Source organism: Aquimarina sp. AU474, from assembly GCF_900312815.1.
GTDB lineage: Bacteria > Bacteroidota > Bacteroidia > Flavobacteriales > Flavobacteriaceae > Aquimarina.
In genome coordinates this window covers 179,475-201,589 of record NZ_OMPE01000004.1, presented here as the reverse complement: position 1 = coordinate 201,589, position 22,115 = coordinate 179,475, and the positions used below count along the sequence as shown (strand labels likewise).

The following is a 22,115-nucleotide window of genomic DNA, read 5'->3' as shown; positions in this document are numbered from 1 at the left end:
TAGTTGGTTAAACTATAGGTTTCATTGCAGTCATCGAAGCTCTTAATCTAGCTCCTACAACTTCGATAGGGTGGTTTCTTAGTGTGGCATTTACCTCTATCAATTTTGCATTATCTACCTCACTTGTTTCGTCATCATCATAAGCTTTTCCGATAACGTTTACATCTATGCCTTTCATAAAACCCGTTAGTAACGGTTTACAAGCATGATCAAATAGATAGCATCCGTATTCTGCGGTATCCGAAATAACGCGATTCATTTCGAATAGCTTTTTTCTGGCTATGGTATTTGCAATTAAAGGAGTTTCATGTAATGATTCATAATATGCAGACTCCTCAATAATTCCAGAATCGGTCATCGCCTCAAAAGCTAGTTCTACACCTGCTCTTACAAAAGCAAGCATCAATACTCCGTTATCATAAAATTCTTGTTCTGTAATTTCAACATCTCCAGCTGGTGTTTTCTCGAATGCAGTCTCGCCTGTTGCTGCTCTCCATGAAAGTAAATTTTTATCATCATTAGCCCAGTCTTCCATCATTGTTTTAGAAAAATGACCAGTCATAATATCGTCCATATGTTTTTGAAATAATGGGCGCATAATTTCTTTTAATTCTTCTGATAATTCAAAAGCTTTAATTTTTGATACATTCGATAATCGATCCATCATGTTGGTGATTCCACCATATTTCATTCCTTCAGTGATAGTTTCCCATCCATACTGAATCAATTTTGATGCATACCCAGGATCAATTCCCTTTTCTACCATCTTATCAAAACATAAAATAGATCCAGTTTGTAATAGTCCACAAAGGATTGTTTGCTCCCCCATAAGGTCAGATTTCACTTCGGCAACAAAAGATGACTCTAGCACACCTGCTCTATGTCCTCCTGTAGCTGCAGCATAAGCTTTTGCTTGATCGAGACCATTATTTTCTGGATCATTTTCTGGGTGTACGGCGATTAATGTAGGTACTCCAAATCCTCTTTTATATTCTTCTCTAACCTCAGAGCCAGGGCATTTTGGTGCGACCATAATTACAGTAAGATCATCTCGTACCTTCATTCCCTCTTCTACAATATTAAAACCGTGAGAGTACGATAACGTTGCCCCTTTTTTCATAAGCGGCATAACGGTGTTCACTACGTTTGTATGTTGTTTATCTGGTGTAAGGTTAATTACCACATCAGCTGCGGGAATTAAACTCTCATAAGTTCCTACATTAAATTTGTTGTCCGATGCATTAATAAAAGATTGTCTTTTTTCATGAATAGCTGCTTCTCGAAGCGCATAAGAAATATCTAGTCCAGAATCTCTCATATTCAATCCTTGGTTTAGCCCTTGAGCTCCGCAACCAACAATAACTATTTTTTTTCCTTTTAAAGCATCCACTCCTGCCGAAAATTCTTCAGCATTCATAAACCTACATTTTCCCAATTGTGTTAATTGGTCTCTTAATGATAGCGTATTAAAATAATTTGCCATTTCCTTCTTAATTAGTTGTCTTTTTCCGTTCGGAAATTTGATTTAATTTTGATTTTAATTGTCTCTTTTTTTTGTGTACCCCTTAGCGGGGCCAGGCTATTCACTCTATCTTTGTGATCCTCTCCTTCGACAAGCTTAGGATATCATCAAAAAGGATGTCGTTACTATCCTTTACACGGTTTCTTCTGCAAAACTTTCTAATAATTTAGATATATGCATTTTTTCTTTGGTTACTGCAATTCTTCCTGAACGTACAAATTGCATTAACCCATACGGTTCTAATTTTCTATACAATGCATCAACCTCTCTTCTTCTCCCTGTCTTTTCTAATACAAAAAACTCTGGAGTAACAGTGACGATATTAGCATTACTATTTTTGATTACATTTTGTATTTGACGTTCTTCAAACAATAGTTTTGACGCTACTTTAAACAAAGCGGTTTCTTGATAGATTATATCATCTTCTTTATGATAAAAAGCTTTAATAACTTCAATTTGCTTTTCTATTTGCCCTACTATTTTTTTCACCTGTTCTTCGGTTACTTTTATAGCAATTGTAAATCGAAACACATCTTTGATTTCGGATTGCGATGCAGTCATACTATCTAAATTGATATGTCTTTTTAAAAAGATTGCCGAAATCCTATTTAGTAACCCTATGTTATTTTCGGTATATACCGATATTGTAAAATTTTCTTTTTCCATAATTACTCTAATCTTATATCAGACACTGATGCCCCTGTAGGGATCATTGGGAATACATTATTTTCTTTCTCTACACATACTTCTAAGAAATAAGGTTTATCACTAGCAATCATCTCTGCTATTGCATCTTGTAAATGTGCTCTCTCAGTAACTTTGGTAGATTGTATATGATATCCTTCGGCTATTTTTACAAAATCTGGATTTACCATCTCTGTAGAAGCATACCTTTTATCAAAAAATAATTGTTGCCACTGGCGTACCATACCCAAGAAATCATTATTAAGCACCACTATTTTTACAGGTACACCCGTTTGAAATATTGTTCCTAACTCCTGGATCGTCATTTGATATCCTCCATCGCCTATAATAGCAACTACTTCTCGCTCTGGAGCTCCCATTTTTGCACCTATTGCAGCAGGTAACGCAAATCCCATAGTTCCTAAACCACCAGAAGTAACATTACTTTTTGATTTTGTAAACTTGGCATATCGACAAGCAATCATTTGATGTTGTCCTACATCAGACACAATAATTGCATCTCCTTTGGTTTCTTGATTAATTCCTCGAAGTACTTCTCCCATAGAAAGTCCTTCTTTTGATGGAAACAACTCTTCTTTTATTACCTTATCATACTCAATCACATCATAATCCTTAAATTTCTTCAACCAGGACTCATGTGTATTCGGTTTTATTAAAGAAAATAATCGAGATAATGTATCTTTCACATTACCCATTACAGCAACATCTGCTTTTACATTTTTATCAATCTCTGCTGGATCAATTTCAAAGTGAATCACTTTTGCTTGTTTTGCATAGGTCTCTAGGTTACCCGTTACACGATCATCAAAGCGCATTCCTATAGCCAAAAGCAAATCACATTCATTTGTTAATTTGTTAGGACCATAATTACCGTGCATACCTACCATACCCACATTTAAAGGATGGGCAGTTGGTAGTGCCGATAGACCAAGAATTGTCCATGCCGATGGGATTCCGGATTTCTCAATAAAATTTTTCAATTCTTCTTCTGCTTCTCCCAAAATCACTCCTTGGCCAAAAACAATCATTGGTTTTTGAGCTTTATTGATGAGTTCTGCCGCTTTTTCTAAGCTTTTAGGATCTGTTTTGGGTACTGGTTTATAACTTCGTACTCCTTTACATTTTGAATATGAAAAATCGAGTGCACCAAACTGTGCATCTTTAGTAATATCGATTAGTACGGGACCGGGACGACCTGATCGAGCAATATAAAAAGCTTTAGCCAATACTGTAGGGATATCTTCGGCTTTGGTAACCTGATGATTCCATTTTGTAATCGGCGTAGAAATACCAATGATATCGGTTTCCTGAAAGGCATCGGATCCTAACAGGTGTGAGCCTACTTGCCCTGTAATACATACCATGGGTGTAGAATCTATTTGAGCATCGGCAATACCAGTTACAAAATTTGTCGCTCCTGGGCCAGAAGTAGCAATGGCTACTCCTACTTTTCCACTAGCTCTGGCATATCCCTGGGCCGCATGTGTTGCACCTTGCTCATGTCTTGTTAATACATGATGTAGCTGATCTTGATATTTGAATAGCTCATCATAAACCGGCATTATAGCTCCTCCTGGATATCCATAAACCAAGTCTACTCCTTCTGCCAAAAGGCAACGAATCACTGATTCTGCACCAGTCATACGTTCGGTTACCTTATCGGTTTTCTTTTTTATGGTTTGCGTTTGTGTTTCCATACGCTTTCTTTTATTTTTAGCCTCTCTTTAGTATTAGAGACGTCTTCTTATTTTTTAAAACTCATCGGTTACACATCCTTGCGATGCCGACGAAACAGTTTTTGCATACTTATATAATACTCCTTTGCTAAATTTTAACTCAGGCTGTATCCAGGACGATTTTCTTCTTTCAATTTCTGCTTGATCAATATCTACTTCTATAGAATTTGTCTCAGCATCGATAGTGATTATATCTCCATCCTGAACCAAGGCTATGATACCTCCTTCTTGTGCTTCGGGGGTAATATGCCCCACGACAAAACCATGTGTTCCTCCAGAAAATCTTCCATCGGTAATTAAGGCTACGTCTTTTCCTAAACCTGCACCCATAATTGCGGCTGTAGGTTTTAACATTTCCGGCATTCCAGGGCCTCCTTTGGGTCCTTCATACCGGATAACGACGACATTACCTTTCTCTACTTTACCATCTCTAATCCCATCATTGGCATCATATTCACTATCAAATACTTTTGCTTTTCCACTAAAACGTAGCCCTTCTTTTCCCGTAATTTTTGCTACACAACCCTCTTGAGCAAGGTTACCGAACATGATTCGTAAATGTCCTGTAGTTTTAATAGGGTTTTCTATAGATTTTATAACATCTTGTCCTTCTTCAAGATCCTTAACATCTAGTAGATTTTCTGCCAAGGTTTTTCCAGTCACTGTTAAACAATCACCATGCAGTAACCCTTTCTTTAAAAGGTATTTAAGCACTGCTGGGATACCTCCCACTTGATGCACATCTTCCATAAGGTATTTTCCGCTAGGTTTTAAATCGGCCAAAAACGGAGTTTCGTCGCTTATTCTTTGAAAATCTGCCAGAGTAAACTCTACATCTGCCGCTCTAGCAATTGCCAAAAAGTGTAACACTGCATTTGTAGAACCACCCAAAACGGTTACCAAACGTATTGCGTTTTCTAATGACTTCTTGGTCACTATATCTTTAGGTTTGATATCTTTTTCGAGAAGTAGACGCATAGCTCGACCAGCGGCTATACTTTCTTGTTCTTTCTCTTTACTAATTGCAGGATTTGAAGAATTATAAGGTAATGACATCCCTAAAGCTTCAATAGCTGAAGCCATCGTATTAGCAGTATACATGCCACCACAAGCTCCAGCTCCCGGACACGCTTTTTCTATCACATTCTTATACTCGTTTTGCGTAATAGTTCCTGCTACTTTTTCTCCCCATGCTTCGAAGGCAGATACTACATCCAACTTTTTACCTTCGTGACAACCCGATGCTATTGTTCCACCATATACTAATATTGCAGGACGGTTTAATCGTAGCATTGCCATCAATGCTCCAGGCATATTTTTATCACATCCAACCACAGTCACCATTCCGTCATATGACATGGCTTGCACCACGGTCTCCATCGAATCCGCTATCACATCTCGGGAAGGCAAAGAAAATCGCATTCCGGGAGTCCCCATAGAAATTCCATCACTTACTCCGATCGTATTAAAAATCAACCCTACTACATCTTCCTCTAGAGTGCCCTCTTTCACCAATTTTGCAAGATCATTAAGATGCATATTACAAGGGTTACCTTCGTAACCTGTACTTGCAATCCCTACCAAAGGTTTAAGAAAATCTTCATCTCTCAAACCGATAGCATGAAGCATTGCCTGTGCAGCAGGTTGCGTATCATCTTGTGTAACTTGTTTACTATATTTATTAATACCCATTTGCTTTGAGTCTATATTTTTTATTAATTATCTAAAATTTTAACTGTTTAATTAAGATATTCTTAATCTTAAAAACAATCCACGATATAAAATTATTTCGTTACAACTAAATCTTTGCACATAATTCAATATCCTTACAACATCCAATAACGTATTGCATTTCATTAACTACTGTTAATCAATGAATTATATAGGTTTTTTTTACAATCACTACTCATTATTTTTTATTTAATCTTCATTATTAATCAAAAAAAATCCCTTCATATTCTGAAGGGATTTTAATACGTATTGTATATCAACGACCCTTCTTATGGTGAACGAATCACCACAATACTAATGACATTGATAATTATGTTTTTTTGTACGCTCATATATTATACAATAAAAAATCCCTTTACGATTTGTAAAGGGATTTTAACTATATGGTTTTAGTATATATCGAATCCCTTATCAAGGTGAAATAATCACCTCAATAATTGAGACCTGAATACTATTTATGTTTTTTCTATTCATTTTGATGGTTCAAATATATATTTTTTTCTTTTGAAAATACTATTCTACTTTAAAAAGTTTATTTTTCATACAATAAATCACCAATCCAACTCTAGTTTTCACTTCGAGTTTTTTAAACACCGTTTCTCTATAATTCTCTACTGTTTTAGGACTAAGTCCCATCTCACCAGCAATATCTTTATACGTAAGTTCAGAACATGCCCATTTCAGGAAAACACGTTCTTTATCGGTTAACTTTTCTTCAAGATTGATCTTATGATCAAACTCTTCAGAGTGTCTTAACGCAGTTTCTATTTTTCCTGAATAGTAAAATCCTTGTTCGATTACCATTTTCATTGCAAATTCAAAATTTTCGGGATGAATATCTTTTAACAGATACCCTTTGGCACCAGCTCTAAGCATTCGTATGATAGTTTCCTCATCATCTTCCATAGTAAGCGCCAATGCTTTTTGATCTGGTTGGTTTTCTTTAAGCCATTGCATGGTTTGCACCCCATCCATTACAGGCATCTTTACATCTAACAAAATAAGATCTGGTATTTTTCTTTTATGTAGATAATATTGGGTAAGTTCTTTTCCGTTTTTAAGGATCGCGAGCACTTCATACTCTTCTAGTTTGGATATTAGACTCTCTAAAGACTGGGCAAACAATAGATGATCATCAACAATAACAATAGTCTTTTTCTTCATCAGGCAAACGTATTTAAATCAATCTTTATGCTTTAATAGGATAAGACAAGATAAGCAAAACTCCTTTTTCTGGAGCAGTTTCTAAGTCAAAAGTTGCTTTAACTAATGTTGCACGGCTTTTCATGTTTAACAATCCAGAGTTGGCCTGTACAGATTTCATATCAAAACCAACACCATCATCCTGTATCGTTATTTTTAATTGCTCTGGCGTATATGACAACTCCACATACATATTAGAAGCCTCTGCATGTTTTATAGAGTTTGAAAAAAACTCTTGTACGATACGATATAGAATGATCTCATCTTTGGGATCAATATGCACCTCTTCTCCTTTAACTTCAAATTTGGTGGTCAAGAAATTAAGTTTCTCAAATCGCTTCAGTTCTACTCGTATAGATTTCTCTAACCCTACATTTTGAATCACTTCGTGATTAAGGGTTTTGGATAAGTTTCGTATTTCTTGCAGGCTATCCCCAACCAATTTGCGTACATCTAATAATGACTCTGATGCTTTAGCATCAATATTAGTACTCATAATATTGATTTGCATTACTGCTGTAGATAGTAATTGACCAATATTATCATGCAGCTCCCAACTTACATTTTTAAGAGCTTGTTCTTGGATCTCTATCCTAGACTTAAAAATCTCGTCTTCAAAACGTTGTTCCGCCTTAAGTTTATCAAGCAATAATTTATTCTTTCGTCGCTGAAAGGCAATAAAAAAAATGATACCGAATACAGTGAAAAATAAAATTATAACGGTGAAATAAACTATGAGTAAAATTTGTTCCTTTTCAAGCATATCAAAAATCCAAAGGTGTAACAAGTATACATAAAAATATTAGCGCTATTGAATATAATTTCATAAATCTCAACAAAGTCCGGGCTTTTAGACATTCTAAAATATTTACTGTAAATGGACAATGGAGTTACACTTACATGGAACAAAAGAGATGCAATAGATATATAGAAAGGTATCGATTTATGAAAATTAAGCACTTCATCACTTTTTAACATTTCAAAATAAAAGAGTGCTATACTAAATAGAAATAACACTGTCCCCAAAATAAATGTATAAGAAGAATAAGAACTGAAATAAAAGTTTGAAAAAATTAAATTAAGAAAAGAACTTATAAGATAAAAAGCAGATAAAACCGTCAATATTTTCTTGAAGAATATCGATTTAATATTCCATTTAAAATAATTTATATAAACATAAAAACTGATTATGAAATATATATTATAAACCCAATAGTTTTTTTCTAAAAATGTCCCTTTTAAAAAAGAAAAGGTATTCATGTAATAAATAAGTGTAGGCAACCATCCGAAGACAAATTCTACAAACACCGTGAGCCAAAGAAAATAAACAAAATATCGAGTGATATTATCGTCTCGATATTTTGCTATATATAAAGTTCCAGCTATAGTGGCTAGTAACTCCAATAAATTAATAATCCCTTGAAAAATCACACTTAATAATTAAAAGGTGGTCTTCCGCCTCCAGCTCCATTTAAAGATTCTATCTCATAATTATTCGGGGCATTATCTCCATCTTTACCCAATCCTCCTGTCGGCGCACCAGTAGGCGCTAAAAACACAGTTGAATATCCCCTATCCATTTTACATTTTTCTTTTGGATATGCTCCAAAATAAATACGAATACCTGGATTATTAATTCCTTGTTTTCTAGATTTTTTCTTTACATATTTCAAGTACTCCTGTAGTTCTTCAACACTCCACCAAAACTCTCGAGTGTCCTCAAATCCTAGGCATTTATCAATTTCTGGTGTTCTGGTATCACACCAAGATTTTTGAAGCTCTTTAGCCTCTTCTATACTAATACATTTTTCCGGTCTTTTTTTTCCCATTACAATAGATATTTTAGGTTCATTACCGCTAATATATCTAAAAACGGGGGTTTAAAGCAAATCTTACCCACCTTTTACCACTATAGTCTATGGCTTAACTATATTTTAACATTACTATTGATAGGGCATTTGTGCGTATTTCGAATTTTAATAAAAATAGTGATTAGGGGAATTTCCCCCTACTACATTAAGGGGTTTATCCCCTAACTTTTTATAAAATATTTAATAGTACTATAAATCTATTAACCTAAACTTGACTTTTTGGTTTGTTCTTTTTTGAGCGATTTGATTAATAGCCGATGAACTTAGTTGTAACACCCTAGGATATCCACCTGTAGTTTGGCAATCTCGCATTAAAACAATTAACTTACCCGATGGAGTTAATTGAACCGTACCCGGTAAAACTGGTGCCGTTATTATTGATGGTAACGTATTCGACAATTCTTCTTTTAATTGAATAGCCATTCGATTACGTTTACTAGAAATAGTAAATTCAGTTTCTAATAGATATTCTTTTTGACTATTAGATAACAAATCAAATTCGATACCTTGATAGACTTCAATATGATTTGTAATATTTTTATGGGAAGATTTGACCAAAGATGAAAACTGATCATTAGTATTTCTTGACGTCAAATATGGTAAAATATCTCCTTTCTTTAAAGTAGATTTTGGTGTCACTGCAGGATAGAAAGATCGACTTTTTAATACAACATCGGATTGAAACCCATTTTCAATTCCTACATAACCATATAATTTATTCTTACAAAAATTAATTGTCAAAATATCATTTTTAACAATTTTGACCTGTCGATACATTTCTACTTTTTCACCATTCAAAAAAGCATCAACTAAAGAACCTGTTAAACATATTAAAGTTGGTTCATTAAATTTTAATATTGGCGCTTGAAGTGTCCATTCTATACACGCACAGTTTTCTTGATTTCCCAAAAGTGAGTTTGCAAAATCAAAAGCAACTTCATCCATGGGTCCACTTTTTGGAATCCCATATTTTGAAAATCCAAATCTTCCTTTATCCTGAATCGTAGTAAACAATCCTGGTTTAATTATTTCAACTTTACCTTTCATAAAAAAGTAGGTTTAAGTTGATAAATATTATTTTCAACTCTTTCTTTTATATCGTTATATTCATATTCTTCAATCGATATAAACTTAACATGATCACCAGCGATAACAAAACACGGTTCTGATGAATTCGGGTTAAAAAATTCAATTGGAGATCTGCCAATAACATGCCACCCACCAGGACTATGTATTGGATACACACCAGTTTGATTTTCACCTATCGCAACTGATCCTTTTTCCACTTGTAAAACCGGAGTTTTTTTTCTAGGCAAACTCAACTTTTCATCAAGTCCCCCGAGGTAAAAAAACCCAGGTAAAAAACCTAAAAAAAACACGGTATATAATGGAGCAGTATGCAGTGAAATAACCTTATCAATACTGAGTGATTTTTGATTAGAAAAATCACTTAAATCTGCCGCCAGAGTAGTGGAGTAACACACAGGTATTTCCCAAAGTCTTTTTTTTACAATTTCGGTAACACCTAGAGAGCCACAAAGCTTTTTAAGCACCAAAACCTCACTATAGAAATCCTCTATAATGTTATGATAACAAATTAACAACGAGGAATAAGATGAGATTATCTCAACAATTACTTTACCATAATATTTTTCAATTGATTTTTTACAAAAAAGTAAGTTTTGAAGTATATCTTGTTCAATTTTGGGAGGCCATTCTATTAAAATTGAGTTTTCGGAATACCTTTTATATTGTAATTCTAATTCCATACACTCTATTTTAAAATGTAATTCATCTTCGAAAACTCATCATACATATGCCTTAAAATATTCAAAGAATTTGGATTATCACCATGCACACAAATTGTATCAAAAAGAACAGGTAGCTCCTCTCCTGTTATTGTTTTAATTTTTCCTTCAGAAACCATTTTAAGAACATGATCAAAAACTTGAACAGAATTTGTAATCACTGCCTCTTTATTAGAACGTGAAACTAACGACAAATCTTCATTGTAATTTCGATCTGCAAAAGCTTCATATTTCACATCTAAAACATCTTTACAAAGATACGATAATCTGGAATCTTTAAGCGATATAACATATAATCTTTTATCGATATTTTTTACAGATTCAAAAATGGAACTAGCTATTTCTTCTTTTTTAACTGCATCATTATATAACGCTCCATGAGGTTTAACATGATGTAACACTCCTCCAAATTTTTCCACTTTCAACTTTACCTTTATAATTTGTTCGGTAAGAGTTTTTACCAAATCATCATTAGGTATATTCATACTTACTCTTCCAAAATTATCACGATCGGGATACGAAGGATGTGCACCAATTTTGACATTATGCCTCATAGCCAGCTCGATAGTTTTTTGAATTACTAGATCATTACCCGCATGACTTCCACATGCAATATTACACCATGAGACATAGGGCATAATCTGATCATCAAAACCAGCTTCTTCTCCAACATCTGCATTAAATATTATTTTTTTCATTCTTACAAATGAATTAATTTATTCCTACAAATTTTCTATAACCTTCCATATACTTCGAATTCCTAAAAACAAAGTCACTAAAACAATCAAAGAGCCTATTGCGTTTTGAGTTTTAGAATTGGTATATTTTCCTAATAATTCTTTTCTATTCATTACCCATAACAAAAAACCTGCTATCACAGGCAGCAAAATTCCATTGGTAATTTGGGCAAATTGAATTACCTCTATTGACTTAATTCCTAATGAAGAAAAAATCACTCCAAGAAGTAAAATGAAAATCCAAACCATTCTAAATTTTGCACTTTTTAATCCGACTTCCCACCCCAAACAACCTTTTACTACATAAGCAGCAGCAAGAGGAGCTGTTATAGCTGAAGTTATTCCTGCCGCAAATAGACCAAGCGACAAAACATACTTAGCTGCCGATCCAAAAATGGGTTCCATGCTTTTTGCAAGATCAGCTGCATTATTTACTTCGGTATTTTGTATTGCAGCACCTGCAATGATTATTGCCATAGACATTACTCCTCCAACAACGATTGCTATGATAGTATCTTTACGAGCAAAAGGAAGTTGTGCTGGGTCATTCCATTTTTCTTTTACTAAAGAAGCATGAAGAAATAGATTATAAGGTACTACTGTAGTACCTATTAAACCAATTATGGTAAATAATTTTTCGGAATCAATTTCAGGAACAAAACCTTTAAAAACAAGAGATAAATCTGGTTTGGTCGCTATAGCAGTTACAATAAAAGCTATGCTCATCAATAGGACCAACACAACCAAACTGCGTTCTAACACTTTATAATTACCTATATACAGTAACACAAAAGCTACGAGACCTATAATTATACTCATATAGTTCATACTAACACCTCCTAATTCAATATTTGGCGATCCTAGAATAGTAGATAAACCCAATACTCCCCCACTAATATTTCCTGCTTCGTATGCAGCATTACCGACAAAAATGGCTGATATTATAACACCTATAAACACCCACTTAACGACGGCATTATTTTTTAATTGTGATCGCACTACTTCACTTAATCCATTTTGAGTAATCACACCCAATCTAGCTGCCATTTCTTGTAATACAATACAAGCCACAATCGACAAAACCAATGCCCATAATAATGTAAAACCAAAATTAACTCCTGCCAATGTACAAACAGTAACAGTTCCCGGGCCAATGAATGCAGCAGTAACTAATGTTCCTGGACCTATATTAGATAACCATTTTTTCATCTATTTTGAATTTACATCTAATGAATAAATAGCGAATGAACCCAACCAGTGACCTCCTTCATAACTATCACCTACCAAATTGGGTAAAGAATATTGCACATGGGTATTTGCAACCGAAATCAGATGTTCATACCCTTTGTACTGATTTGCCAAACCATACAATACCCATGCTCTACTAAAATTAAGCCCATCTAAATGCACCAATTTACCATCTGATCGATCAGATACTTCGCCTACTTCTAAAGTGTAATTTTTGGTTTTAAGTTGTGGCATAAATACTGTTATCCATTGATCGAACTCTGCTTTAGGCAACACTCTTCTCATGAGATCAATTTCTTCAAAGCATGGAGACAAAAAATCATAACCGCTAGGTTCCCATCCCATTGGACAATCCTTATCATTTTGATAAAATTCTTTGGCTTTGGCAGTAATACTATTCTTTAATTCTTGATGTTGTAGAACTTCTGCATAATCCCATGCAAATGACAACCCAAAAGCAGTATTTGTATGTTCTCCTACTCTAATTGGATATTTAAGCTTTGGCAAAAATTCTAAATATTTTTGTACTATTACAGTCGTTAATGGCTTTAGATTTTCTTCGAGTTCTCTTGCCACGGGGTCATCCCAGCTATGCAATTCTTCTGCTAGTTTAAGTAACCAAGCCCAGCCATAGGTTCTCTCAAAAGATTTATTATGCTTTTCGGCAAAATAATCTACTTCTACAGCTATATTATCCCTTGTTATATTTTGACGCAATTTTGCAATTGCCTCTTCTCTTTTTTCTAAATCCGGAAACGATTTTAGAAGTTTCACCAATGACCAATGACCATGCACTGAAGAATGCCAATCAAAACAGCCATAAAATGTAGGGTGTAATTCTTTAGGTTCACCTAAATTTTCTTTACCACCCAAGGTTTGATTTAATTTATTAGGGTATTCTATTTGTAAACAAGCCAAAGGTAACTCTGCCAAAGAATTTGCATCTTTTAAAGTAAGTTTTAGAGGTTCCTCAATTGGGTTTGATATCATCTTTTCAGGATTCGTAGTCTTTGATGATTCTTTTTGTACAGTATCTTGTTTATTACAATTTGCAAAAGCTAATATTAGCATCAAAAAAAGGATTCTATTCATAATCAATATTTAAAATTTGAGAATGTGTATTTTCTTAAAAATATTGATTTCTAAAAGGATAATAAATGCATTGTTAATAAGAAGAGGAAATAGTTTATAAATTCTTATCCTAACCATCCATCTCGATCCAAACTACGATATTGAATCGCCTCAGAAATATGATCTCCATTTATATTTTTTGATTGAGAAAGATCTGCGATAGTTCTTGACACTTTTAAAATACGATCATATGCCCTTGCAGATAAATTTAACCGCTCCATTGCTGTTTTTAGCAATTGTTTAGAAGAATTATCCAGTTCACAAAATATCCTGATTTGCCGTACTCCCATTTGAGCATTATAATGGATATTTGACAATGTTGAAAACCGCTTTGTTTGGATATCTCTTGCGGCTATTACTCTTTTTCTAATATCAACGCTACTCTCTCCTTTCCTTTCTTCACTAAGTTTATCAAAGGGGACTGGAGTGACTTCGATATGAATATCTATTCTATCCAATAGTGGACCAGAAATTTTACTAAGATATCGTTGCATTTCTGCTGGTGAAGAAGTTACAGGTGCATTTGGATCATTAAAATAACCTCCTGGGCTTGGGTTCATACTTGCTACTAGCATAAAACTAGAGGGGTACGTAACCGTAAACTTAGCTCTTGAAATAGTTACCTCTCTATCCTCTAAAGGTTGGCGCATTACCTCAAGTACACTTCTTTTAAATTCTGGTAACTCATCTAAAAATAATACCCCATTATGAGATAATGAAATTTCGCCTGGTTGTGGGTATGCTCCTCCTCCTACCAATGCCACATCTGATATTGTATGATGCGGGCTTCTAAAAGGTCGTTGAGCCATTAGACCAATATTATCTTTAATCCTACCTACTACACTATGAATTTTGGTGGTTTCTAAAGCTTCTTGTAAAGACATTGGTGGTAATATACTAGGTAATCGTTTACTTAGCATTGTTTTACCACTTCCAGGTGGACCAACGAGTATAATATTATGTCCTCCTGCGGCAGCAATCTCCATACAACGCTTTATACTTTCTTGCCCTTTAACATCTACAAAATCAAATTCTGGGTTATTTAATGCTGCATGAAATTCTTCTCTAGTATCTACCGCAGTGGGTTGTAATTTTTCTTTATCATCAAAAAAGTCAATAACCTCTTTTATATTCTCTACACCATAGACGTCAAGGCTATCAACAATAGCTGCCTCCTTAGCATTTTGTTTAGGTAAAATAAATCCTTTAAAACCTTCTTCTCTGGCTTTAATTGCAATAGGCAACGCCCCTTTAATGGGTTGTAAATTTCCGTCTAGAGACAACTCCCCCATAATTAGATAATCTGAAACTTTATCTGCCTTGATTTGCGAACTTGCTGCTAGGATTCCTATTGCCAGAGTTAAATCATAGGCAGACCCTTCTTTTCGTAAATCGGCAGGAGCCATATTGATGGTAATTTTTTTACCCGGAAGTTTATAACCATTATTCTGAAGCGCTGCAGCTATGCGGTAACTACTTTCTCTAATGGCATTATCGGGTAATCCTACTAAATGATACCCGATTCCCTTATCTATATTTACCTCAACAGTAACCGTAGTGGCTTCTACACCAAAAACAGCACTTCCAAACACTTTAATCAGCATACTTCTCTTTTTTGCAAAAACAAAAATAGAGATAGGGAGTTTCAAAAAATGAAACTGAAATTATTAATCAAAACTCGTAAATGACCTAAGTGATTATTTTACAGTAATTCTTTCTGTAGCCGATATAGGCATACCATTGCTTGAGTATCCTTCGATACGAATTTCATAATCCCCAAGATTATTAGATGTAAAGAAATTAATAGTTGTTTCTACATCATCAAAAGTAACATCCGGAAGCCAAAGTAATTGATTTCTAAAATCGGGTATACGATCCGAATCACTTTTTACTCCTTGATTATACTGTTGCACGAAATACTTTTTCTTTGGCAACGGTTTAAATAAAGTAATTTTATCTATGTAACTTTTATTAACCAAAGTATAGTAATCTCCTTTTTCTGTTTCGATATCTACAATACCCTGGAAGATTTGAGATCCTAAATAATGTTTATCTCTGGACACTGAGATTCTTTTTACTTTTCTAGCATCATACTCTACAAGATCTGTATGATCTTGTATTATCATACCATCAACGATAACCAATGGAAGGTATTCTGGCTCATTAAAAGGAGGGTATTTATAACGAACCTGAAAAACATATCTATCATTCTCAACCTTCTTGGCCCAAACATTATTTACTACCTCAACAAGAGTTTCTCTTATGGTTGGAAATCTAGTATAATCATCCAAATTATATATTTCTGCTGTACCTTCATAAAAAGGCGGGATCTCCTGCAAAGGAGTTAACGTATCAGGTTTTACACTAAAATATCGATTCCTAATCTGATTATAAACACTGCGTTTAATAATCATATCTTTCATTTCACGAGTAATTTTAAAATCATTAAAATTTAACTTTTCATAATCCAAAACCTCAGATTCGATTAGCTCTACATTAAACTTGTCTTCAAAACCTAAAACTTGTAAAAAACCATCATTTTCTTCATATTCTCTATCCAAATTAAAACAAAAACCTCCTTCATTATCCGTAGTAGCAATTTTAATTTCATAATTTTCACCAGGAATTGAGAATCCTACTTTTTTATTAACTACATCAAAATTTGAATCTTTAGAGATTATTTTTCCACATATTAATTCACCTCGCAATTCGGGTAAAGTAACGGATTCACTTTTTAATTGCTCATTTCTTTTACTCAAAGATGTATTGAAATCTAAAGTTGTTTTTTGATTCGGAGTTTTTATAGTATCCACTTTTCTTACCGAAATAGAAAATCGACCTCCTGCAATTGATTTATCAAGGTTCCTAATTTTTAAATCAACTGCTTCTCTTTTACCAAAGGCACTCTTATTGGTTGTTAAAGAAATCTTAGATTTCGTTCGATCCGATTTTATCCTTTCTTTTAAATACGCCTCTCTTTTTTCTTTATAAGAAACACTATCTGTCAAAATAGATTTTTGATCTCCTTGATACGGGTTAACTATAGCTACATCTCCCTGAAAAAAGTTTTGTACTCCATAGTTCTTCATCCAATTGGTATATGCCAAAAGCTTATAATTACCTGATCTTAATGATACTGGCAAAAAGAAATCTCCCTGTCCTACTCCATTTTTTAATTTTACTTTATGTGTAAAGACTACCTTCTTATCCTCACTTACCAATTCAACATAAGCAACCTTACTAAGGTCACTTAGATTTCTAGATTCCGAATTAAGGCAATACACACTATAATACAAATATTCACCAGTAAATAAAAATGAAGTATTATGGTGCATAAAAATCTTTTCCTCTGGAATATCTTTATACTCTTGCGTTGCTGACTGACTAATCGCAGTACTAACAAACAAACTAACAAAAACGAATATCAATGTAATTCTTATCATCTTTTTTATCTTTAATCCTCCCAAAAATCAGGACGAATATTAGTTCCAGAAACCGTACAATCAGTACATACTGGAATGGTTAATGTATATTCTTCAGTGAAACCATCAAAAGCAGCCAATCGCATACCTCTTCTTCTTACCAAATCAATAATAATAGCCACATTGGTCTCTACGAATAGAGATCCTGCTGTACAGTTACCATCAAATTCAGGGCGAACAGCAGATGGAATAAAATCTTTTAGGTTAACAAATATTCTTTCGGAAGAAACCGACACTACCTCAAAAAATCCCAGAACGTTTTCATTTGGAGTATTAACCGAAAAAATATTTCCATTAATAAAGCCTGGTTGTACCTGCGAGAACAAACTTTCAGAATCCGAAAAATCCTTTAGGGTACTATAAAATTCTTGTGCCTCAGAAGTTTGTATAAGCTGCTCTACCAAAATACTATAGCGATCTCTTAATGCAACATTATCCGACTCAATAAAATGCACCATAAAACGATCTACTCTATTTTCGGTAAGATTATTGGTGCTCGTAAGAATTATATTATTAGAAGGTACTGTTTTATAACAAACTCTTTCTTCTCTTACTCGAGGTACTATAGCCACTTCTGGTGGATTATCTGACACTATCTCTATATCTATAGGTGCCCAAAAAGGAGGAATAATCTGATACGTTTCATCAAACTTGTATCGGTAGAAATTAGCATTTCCTGTAGGATCAAAACTATCTACAAAAATACCAATTCCTTCTACACCTGCATCATTTATTACTCTCTCAGCGTATAAATTATCAATTTGTGCTTTTTGAGGCAAGATAGAAGACCTAGAGCTATAAGACATCCCATCGTTTGTCGTGATTTGTAACTGATAACTTCGACCAACTTGTGCCTCAAACATATTCGCAGAAACATACTTTCCTGGTTCAGTTTCATTAAAGGAATATTCTACTTGTTGATCATCAACTATACTTACTGTTGCATTACTCTCTGCCAACGGACCATCATTCTCAAGTCTAAAAGTTCTCGAGATCAATACTTCTTGAAACTTTAACTCATCAGTAATTGTAGATTCTATAACTAATATGTCCTCAAAATTCTGAGTACCAAATTCGAATTCATCGACACAATTATTACACACAAGCGAAACACTTATGAGTAACATTAATCGATATATATTTTTTATCATCATATTCTTATGATTAGGGCTTAAAAATATCTATCCTTAAATACACACTTTTAAGATTATTCAATTCCATCTTTCAGCTTAATCGTTATTTTAATTAATCCACCCAAAAATCTGGACGAATATTTGTTCCTAAAACATTGCAATCGGTACATATTGGTGTTGTAAATATGTAATCATTTGTTGTTGCATCAAAAGTAACCAATCTAAAACCTGTTTCAGCTAATCTAATCACCTCTCTTATTCCGTTATTTGTTGCTCCTCTTTGGGTTAACAAAGTGCACCTAACTTGAAAATCAGGTCTAAACACTCCAGGTAAAATATCTCGGAAATTAATAAATACTCTTTCTGAAGACACAGTTGCCACCTCAAAAAAGCCTAAAACGTTTTCATCAGCATTATTAACAGAAAGTATATTTCCCTGAATGAATCCTGGTTGAATTTGAGAGAACAAACTTTCAGAATCTGAAAATTCTTTTAGGGTTTCAAAGAATTGATTTGCCTCTGCAGACTGCACCAATTGTCTTACTAAAATACTATATCTATTCCGAAGAACTTCATCATCTGGCGGCAAAAAATGAACCATGAAACGATTTACATTACTTTCAGAAAGCGTTCCTATATTATTTAAAATAATTTTATTAGAAATTTCAGTTCGATAACAAACTCTTTCCTCTCTGGTTCGAGGTCCTATATCTATTACGGGTGGTTCATTTGACAAAATTTCCAAAGTAATATCAGAATAAAAAGGAGGAATGATTTGATAGGTTTCTATAAATTCATAACGATAGAAATCAGCATTCCCCGTGGGGTCAAAACTATCTACAAATATTCCAATACCCTCTACTCCATCATCATTAATCACTTGTTCTGCATATAAATTATCGATCTGTGTTTTCTGTGGTAAAACAGATGATCTAGAGCTATAAGACTTCCCATCATTTGTAGTGATTTGTAACTGATAACTTCGTCCTGCCAAAGCTTCAAACATATTAACAGAAACATATCTTCCTGGTTCAGCCTCATTAAAAACATACTCCACTTGTAGATCATCGATTACACTTACGGTTGCGTTACTCTCCGGCAACGGGCCATCATTCTCTAACCTAAATGTTCTGGAGATCAACACTTCTTGAAGCTTAAGCTCATCGGTAATCGTAGATTCAATAACCAATAAATCTTCAAAATTTTGCGTACCGAATTCAAACTCTTCAACACAGCCATTGCACATAAGTATTCCACTTATGAGTACAAACAATCTGTATATTCTTTTTGAAATCATACTCTAATAAAACAACTTTTAATACTATTTATCTTTAAAATTTATTACTTACTATTTCTTTACAATTAAAACTCTTCAAACCTCTACTTAATCTTCCCAAAAATCTGGACGAACATTAGTCCCCAAAACATTACAATCTGTACATATAGGAATAGTTAATGTATACTCTCCACTAGCAGGATTAAATGCAACCAGTCTAAGCCCTCGTCTTCGAAGCAAATCAATAATAATAGCTACATTACCCTCTTCGAATAGTGTAGCTTCTGAGCAATTACCTTGAAATTGAGGGCGAACAGCTGTGGGTATTAAATCTTTTAGGTTAATAAAAATTCTATCGGAAGAAACTGATGCCACTTCAAAGAATCCCAGAACGTTCTCGTTTGGGTTATTTATAGAAAAAATATTACCATTTATAAAACCCGGTTGCACTTGCGAGAACAAACTTTCAGAATCTGAAAAATCTCTTAACGTACTATAAAACTCATGCGCTTCTAAAGATTGTACAAATTGTTCTACTAAAATACTGTATCGATCTCTTAGCACTACGTCATCAGGTCTAATAAAACGCACCATGAATCTATCTACTCTGTTTTCTGATAAGTTATTGGTTCCTGTAAGTATAATGTTATTAGAAAGCTCTGTTTTATAACATACCCTCTCCTCTCTTGTCCTAGGTACTAATTCTACTTCTGGAGGATTATCCGAAACGATTTCTAAATCTAATGCACTCCAAAATGGTGGGATAATTTGATAAGTCTCTTCAAACTTATATCTATAAAAGTTTGCATTCCCCGTAGGATCAAAACTATCCACAAAAATCCCTATACCTTCTACCCCATCATCATTAATTATTCTTTCAGCATACAAATTATCTATTTGTGTTTTTTGAGGTAGTATAGATGATCTAGAACTATACGATACACCATCATTTGTAGTGATTTGTAACTGATAACTTCGACCAACTTGTGCCGCAAACATATTGACAGAAACGTATCTTCCTGGTTCTGCCTCATTAAATGTATACACCACTTGTTGATCATCAACGACACTTACGGTTGCATTGTTTTCAGACAATGGATCATCATTCTCCAATCTAAATGTTCTAGAAATCAGTACTTCTTGAAATTTTAACTCATCAGTAATCGTAGATTCGATAACCAATATGTCCTCAAAATTTTGCGTACCAAATTCAAATTCTTCTACACAGCCATTACACACAAGTATCAAACTCATAAATAAAAATAATCTGTATATTCTTTTTGAAATCATATTCTAATTAATTAGAATTTAATATTGTCTATCCTTAAAACACTTACTTAATCTACCCAAAAATCAGGTCTTATATTACTTCCTAAAACATTACAATCACTGCAAATGCGAAACGTAAAAGTAAGCCCACCGAGTCCCTCACCTGCAGAGGTTCCAACCCCAATTAACTTTAACCCTCTATCATTCACTGCACTAATTACTGCTCTTACATCAGCACCATTAACTTCGAAAAAAGGGCAATTTGCCGGATAAGCTGGACGATTGGAACTAGGAAACAAATCTCTTCTATTCACAAATATTCGTTTGGATGTTACAGATGTTGCTTCAAAATATCCTAAAATATTCTCATCTTGATTGTCTACAGAAAGAATATTACCATTGATAAATCCTGGCTGTATTTGAGAAAATAAACTTTCAGAATCCGAAAAGTCCTTTAGAGTTTCATAAAATTCATGCGCTTCCAAAGATTGAACATACTGTTTAACAAGTATACTATATCTATCTCTTAGGACTTGATCATCTGGTGTAAAAAAATTAACCATAAATCGCTCTACATTACTCTCTTCAAGATTATTAGTTGTTGCCAATAATATATTTTTAGACAAATTAGTTTTATAGCATATTCTTTCTTCTCGCATTCTTGTTATCAAAGCAATCTCTGGTGGTTCTTCGGATATCACCTGGATATCCAAATCAAACCAAAATGGTGGAATAATTTGATATGTTTCTTCATACTCATATCTATAAAAATTTGCGTTACCTGTAGCATCAAAACTATCTACAAGTATCCCAATTCCTTCTACCCCATCATCATTAATCAATCGCTCAGCATATAAATTATCGATTTGTGTTTTTTGTGGTAAACTAACTGAACTCGATACATATGATTGCCCAGTTTGCGTAGTGATCATCAATTGATAATTAAGATTTACTTCAGCTGCGAACATATTATCCGAAACATATTGCCCTGGAGAAACCTCTGAAAATGGATAAATCACTTCTTGATCATCAACGATACTAACAGTTGCTCCAACTTCTGGAGCAGGACCTTCATTTTCTAAACGAAAAGATCGTGAAAGTATAATTTCCTGGTTTTTTAACTCATCGGTTAGTCTAGCTTGTACTACCAGAATGTCTTCAAAATTCTGTGTCCCAAATTCAAATTCTTCTACACAACTATTACTCACCGAAGCAAGGATTAGAAGAACTACTAATCGATATGTTTTCTTAACAAACACTTTT

General features: G+C 33.9%; 18 protein-coding genes. All 18 read right to left on the bottom strand.

Going from position 1 to position 22,115, the window contains the following annotated elements:
* Positions 1–7 precede the first annotated feature (7 nt).
* Positions 8–1,483: a ketol-acid reductoisomerase gene (gene ilvC / locus DK508_RS02135; protein ID WP_109299094.1), complete on the bottom strand. Its 1,476-nt coding sequence runs from the start codon at positions 1,481–1,483 to the stop codon at positions 8–10.
* Between the two features lie 171 nt (positions 1,484–1,654).
* Positions 1,655–2,188 (bottom strand): acetolactate synthase small subunit, encoded by a 534-nt coding sequence (ilvN, locus tag DK508_RS02130; RefSeq protein WP_109299093.1) that lies wholly within the window; start codon positions 2,186–2,188, stop codon positions 1,655–1,657.
* A 2-nt stretch (positions 2,189–2,190) separates the two neighbouring features.
* Positions 2,191–3,924 carry a biosynthetic-type acetolactate synthase large subunit gene (gene ilvB, locus DK508_RS02125; protein ID WP_109299092.1) on the bottom strand — a complete coding sequence of 578 codons (1,734 nt, stop codon included), beginning with the start codon at positions 3,922–3,924 and terminating at the stop codon, positions 2,191–2,193.
* A 54-nt stretch (positions 3,925–3,978) separates the two neighbouring features.
* Positions 3,979–5,655 carry a dihydroxy-acid dehydratase gene (gene ilvD, locus DK508_RS02120; protein ID WP_109299091.1) on the bottom strand — a complete coding sequence of 559 codons (1,677 nt, stop codon included), beginning with the start codon at positions 5,653–5,655 and terminating at the stop codon, positions 3,979–3,981.
* A gap of 552 nt (positions 5,656–6,207) precedes the next feature.
* Positions 6,208–6,858, bottom strand: a complete 651-nt coding sequence (locus DK508_RS02115; protein WP_109299090.1) for a response regulator transcription factor — start codon at positions 6,856–6,858, stop codon at positions 6,208–6,210.
* A 25-nt stretch (positions 6,859–6,883) separates the two neighbouring features.
* Positions 6,884–7,546, bottom strand: a complete 663-nt coding sequence (locus tag DK508_RS02110; protein ID WP_235016245.1) for a sensor histidine kinase — start codon at positions 7,544–7,546, stop codon at positions 6,884–6,886.
* A gap of 784 nt (positions 7,547–8,330) precedes the next feature.
* Positions 8,331–8,726, bottom strand: a complete 396-nt coding sequence (locus tag DK508_RS02100) for a hypothetical protein (protein ID WP_109299087.1) — start codon at positions 8,724–8,726, stop codon at positions 8,331–8,333.
* 231 nt (positions 8,727–8,957) lie between these two features.
* A complete protein-coding gene (locus tag DK508_RS02095; RefSeq protein ID WP_109299086.1) occupies positions 8,958–9,815 on the bottom strand; it encodes a biotin-dependent carboxyltransferase family protein in 858 nt (285 codons plus the stop codon).
* The gene (gene pxpB, locus DK508_RS02090) at positions 9,812–10,537 is read right to left on the bottom strand and encodes a 5-oxoprolinase subunit PxpB (protein ID WP_109299085.1); all 726 of its coding nucleotides are present in this window, start codon (positions 10,535–10,537) and stop codon (positions 9,812–9,814) included. The genes DK508_RS02095 and pxpB overlap by 4 nt, the downstream gene beginning before the upstream one ends.
* A gap of 5 nt (positions 10,538–10,542) precedes the next feature.
* Positions 10,543–11,274 carry a 5-oxoprolinase subunit PxpA gene (gene pxpA, locus DK508_RS02085; RefSeq protein ID WP_109299084.1) on the bottom strand — a complete coding sequence of 244 codons (732 nt, stop codon included), beginning with the start codon at positions 11,272–11,274 and terminating at the stop codon, positions 10,543–10,545.
* Positions 11,275–11,298: 24 nt separating this feature from the next.
* Complete coding sequence (locus DK508_RS02080; protein WP_109299083.1) at positions 11,299–12,522, bottom strand: Nramp family divalent metal transporter; 1,224 nt, start codon at positions 12,520–12,522, stop codon at positions 11,299–11,301.
* Positions 12,523–13,653, bottom strand: a complete 1,131-nt coding sequence (locus tag DK508_RS02075) for a DUF2891 domain-containing protein (RefSeq protein WP_109299082.1) — start codon at positions 13,651–13,653, stop codon at positions 12,523–12,525.
* Between the two features lie 104 nt (positions 13,654–13,757).
* Positions 13,758–15,296 carry a YifB family Mg chelatase-like AAA ATPase gene (locus DK508_RS02070; RefSeq protein ID WP_109299081.1) on the bottom strand — a complete coding sequence of 513 codons (1,539 nt, stop codon included), beginning with the start codon at positions 15,294–15,296 and terminating at the stop codon, positions 13,758–13,760.
* A 93-nt stretch (positions 15,297–15,389) separates the two neighbouring features.
* On the bottom strand, positions 15,390–17,135 hold the full coding sequence (locus DK508_RS02065; protein ID WP_109299080.1) for a hypothetical protein: 1,746 nt from the start codon (positions 17,133–17,135) through the stop codon (positions 15,390–15,392).
* 11 nt (positions 17,136–17,146) lie between these two features.
* Positions 17,147–18,328: a DUF4249 domain-containing protein gene (locus DK508_RS02060; protein WP_109299079.1), complete on the bottom strand. Its 1,182-nt coding sequence runs from the start codon at positions 18,326–18,328 to the stop codon at positions 17,147–17,149.
* Positions 18,329–18,419: 91 nt separating this feature from the next.
* A complete protein-coding gene (locus DK508_RS02055; RefSeq protein ID WP_160114526.1) occupies positions 18,420–19,580 on the bottom strand; it encodes a DUF4249 domain-containing protein in 1,161 nt (386 codons plus the stop codon).
* Positions 19,581–19,691: 111 nt separating this feature from the next.
* Complete coding sequence (locus tag DK508_RS02050; protein WP_160114525.1) at positions 19,692–20,837, bottom strand: DUF4249 domain-containing protein; 1,146 nt, start codon at positions 20,835–20,837, stop codon at positions 19,692–19,694.
* 83 nt (positions 20,838–20,920) lie between these two features.
* Entirely contained in the window at positions 20,921–22,111 is a 1,191-nt protein-coding gene (locus DK508_RS02045; protein ID WP_160114524.1) for a DUF4249 domain-containing protein, read from the bottom strand.
* Positions 22,112–22,115 lie beyond the last annotated feature (4 nt).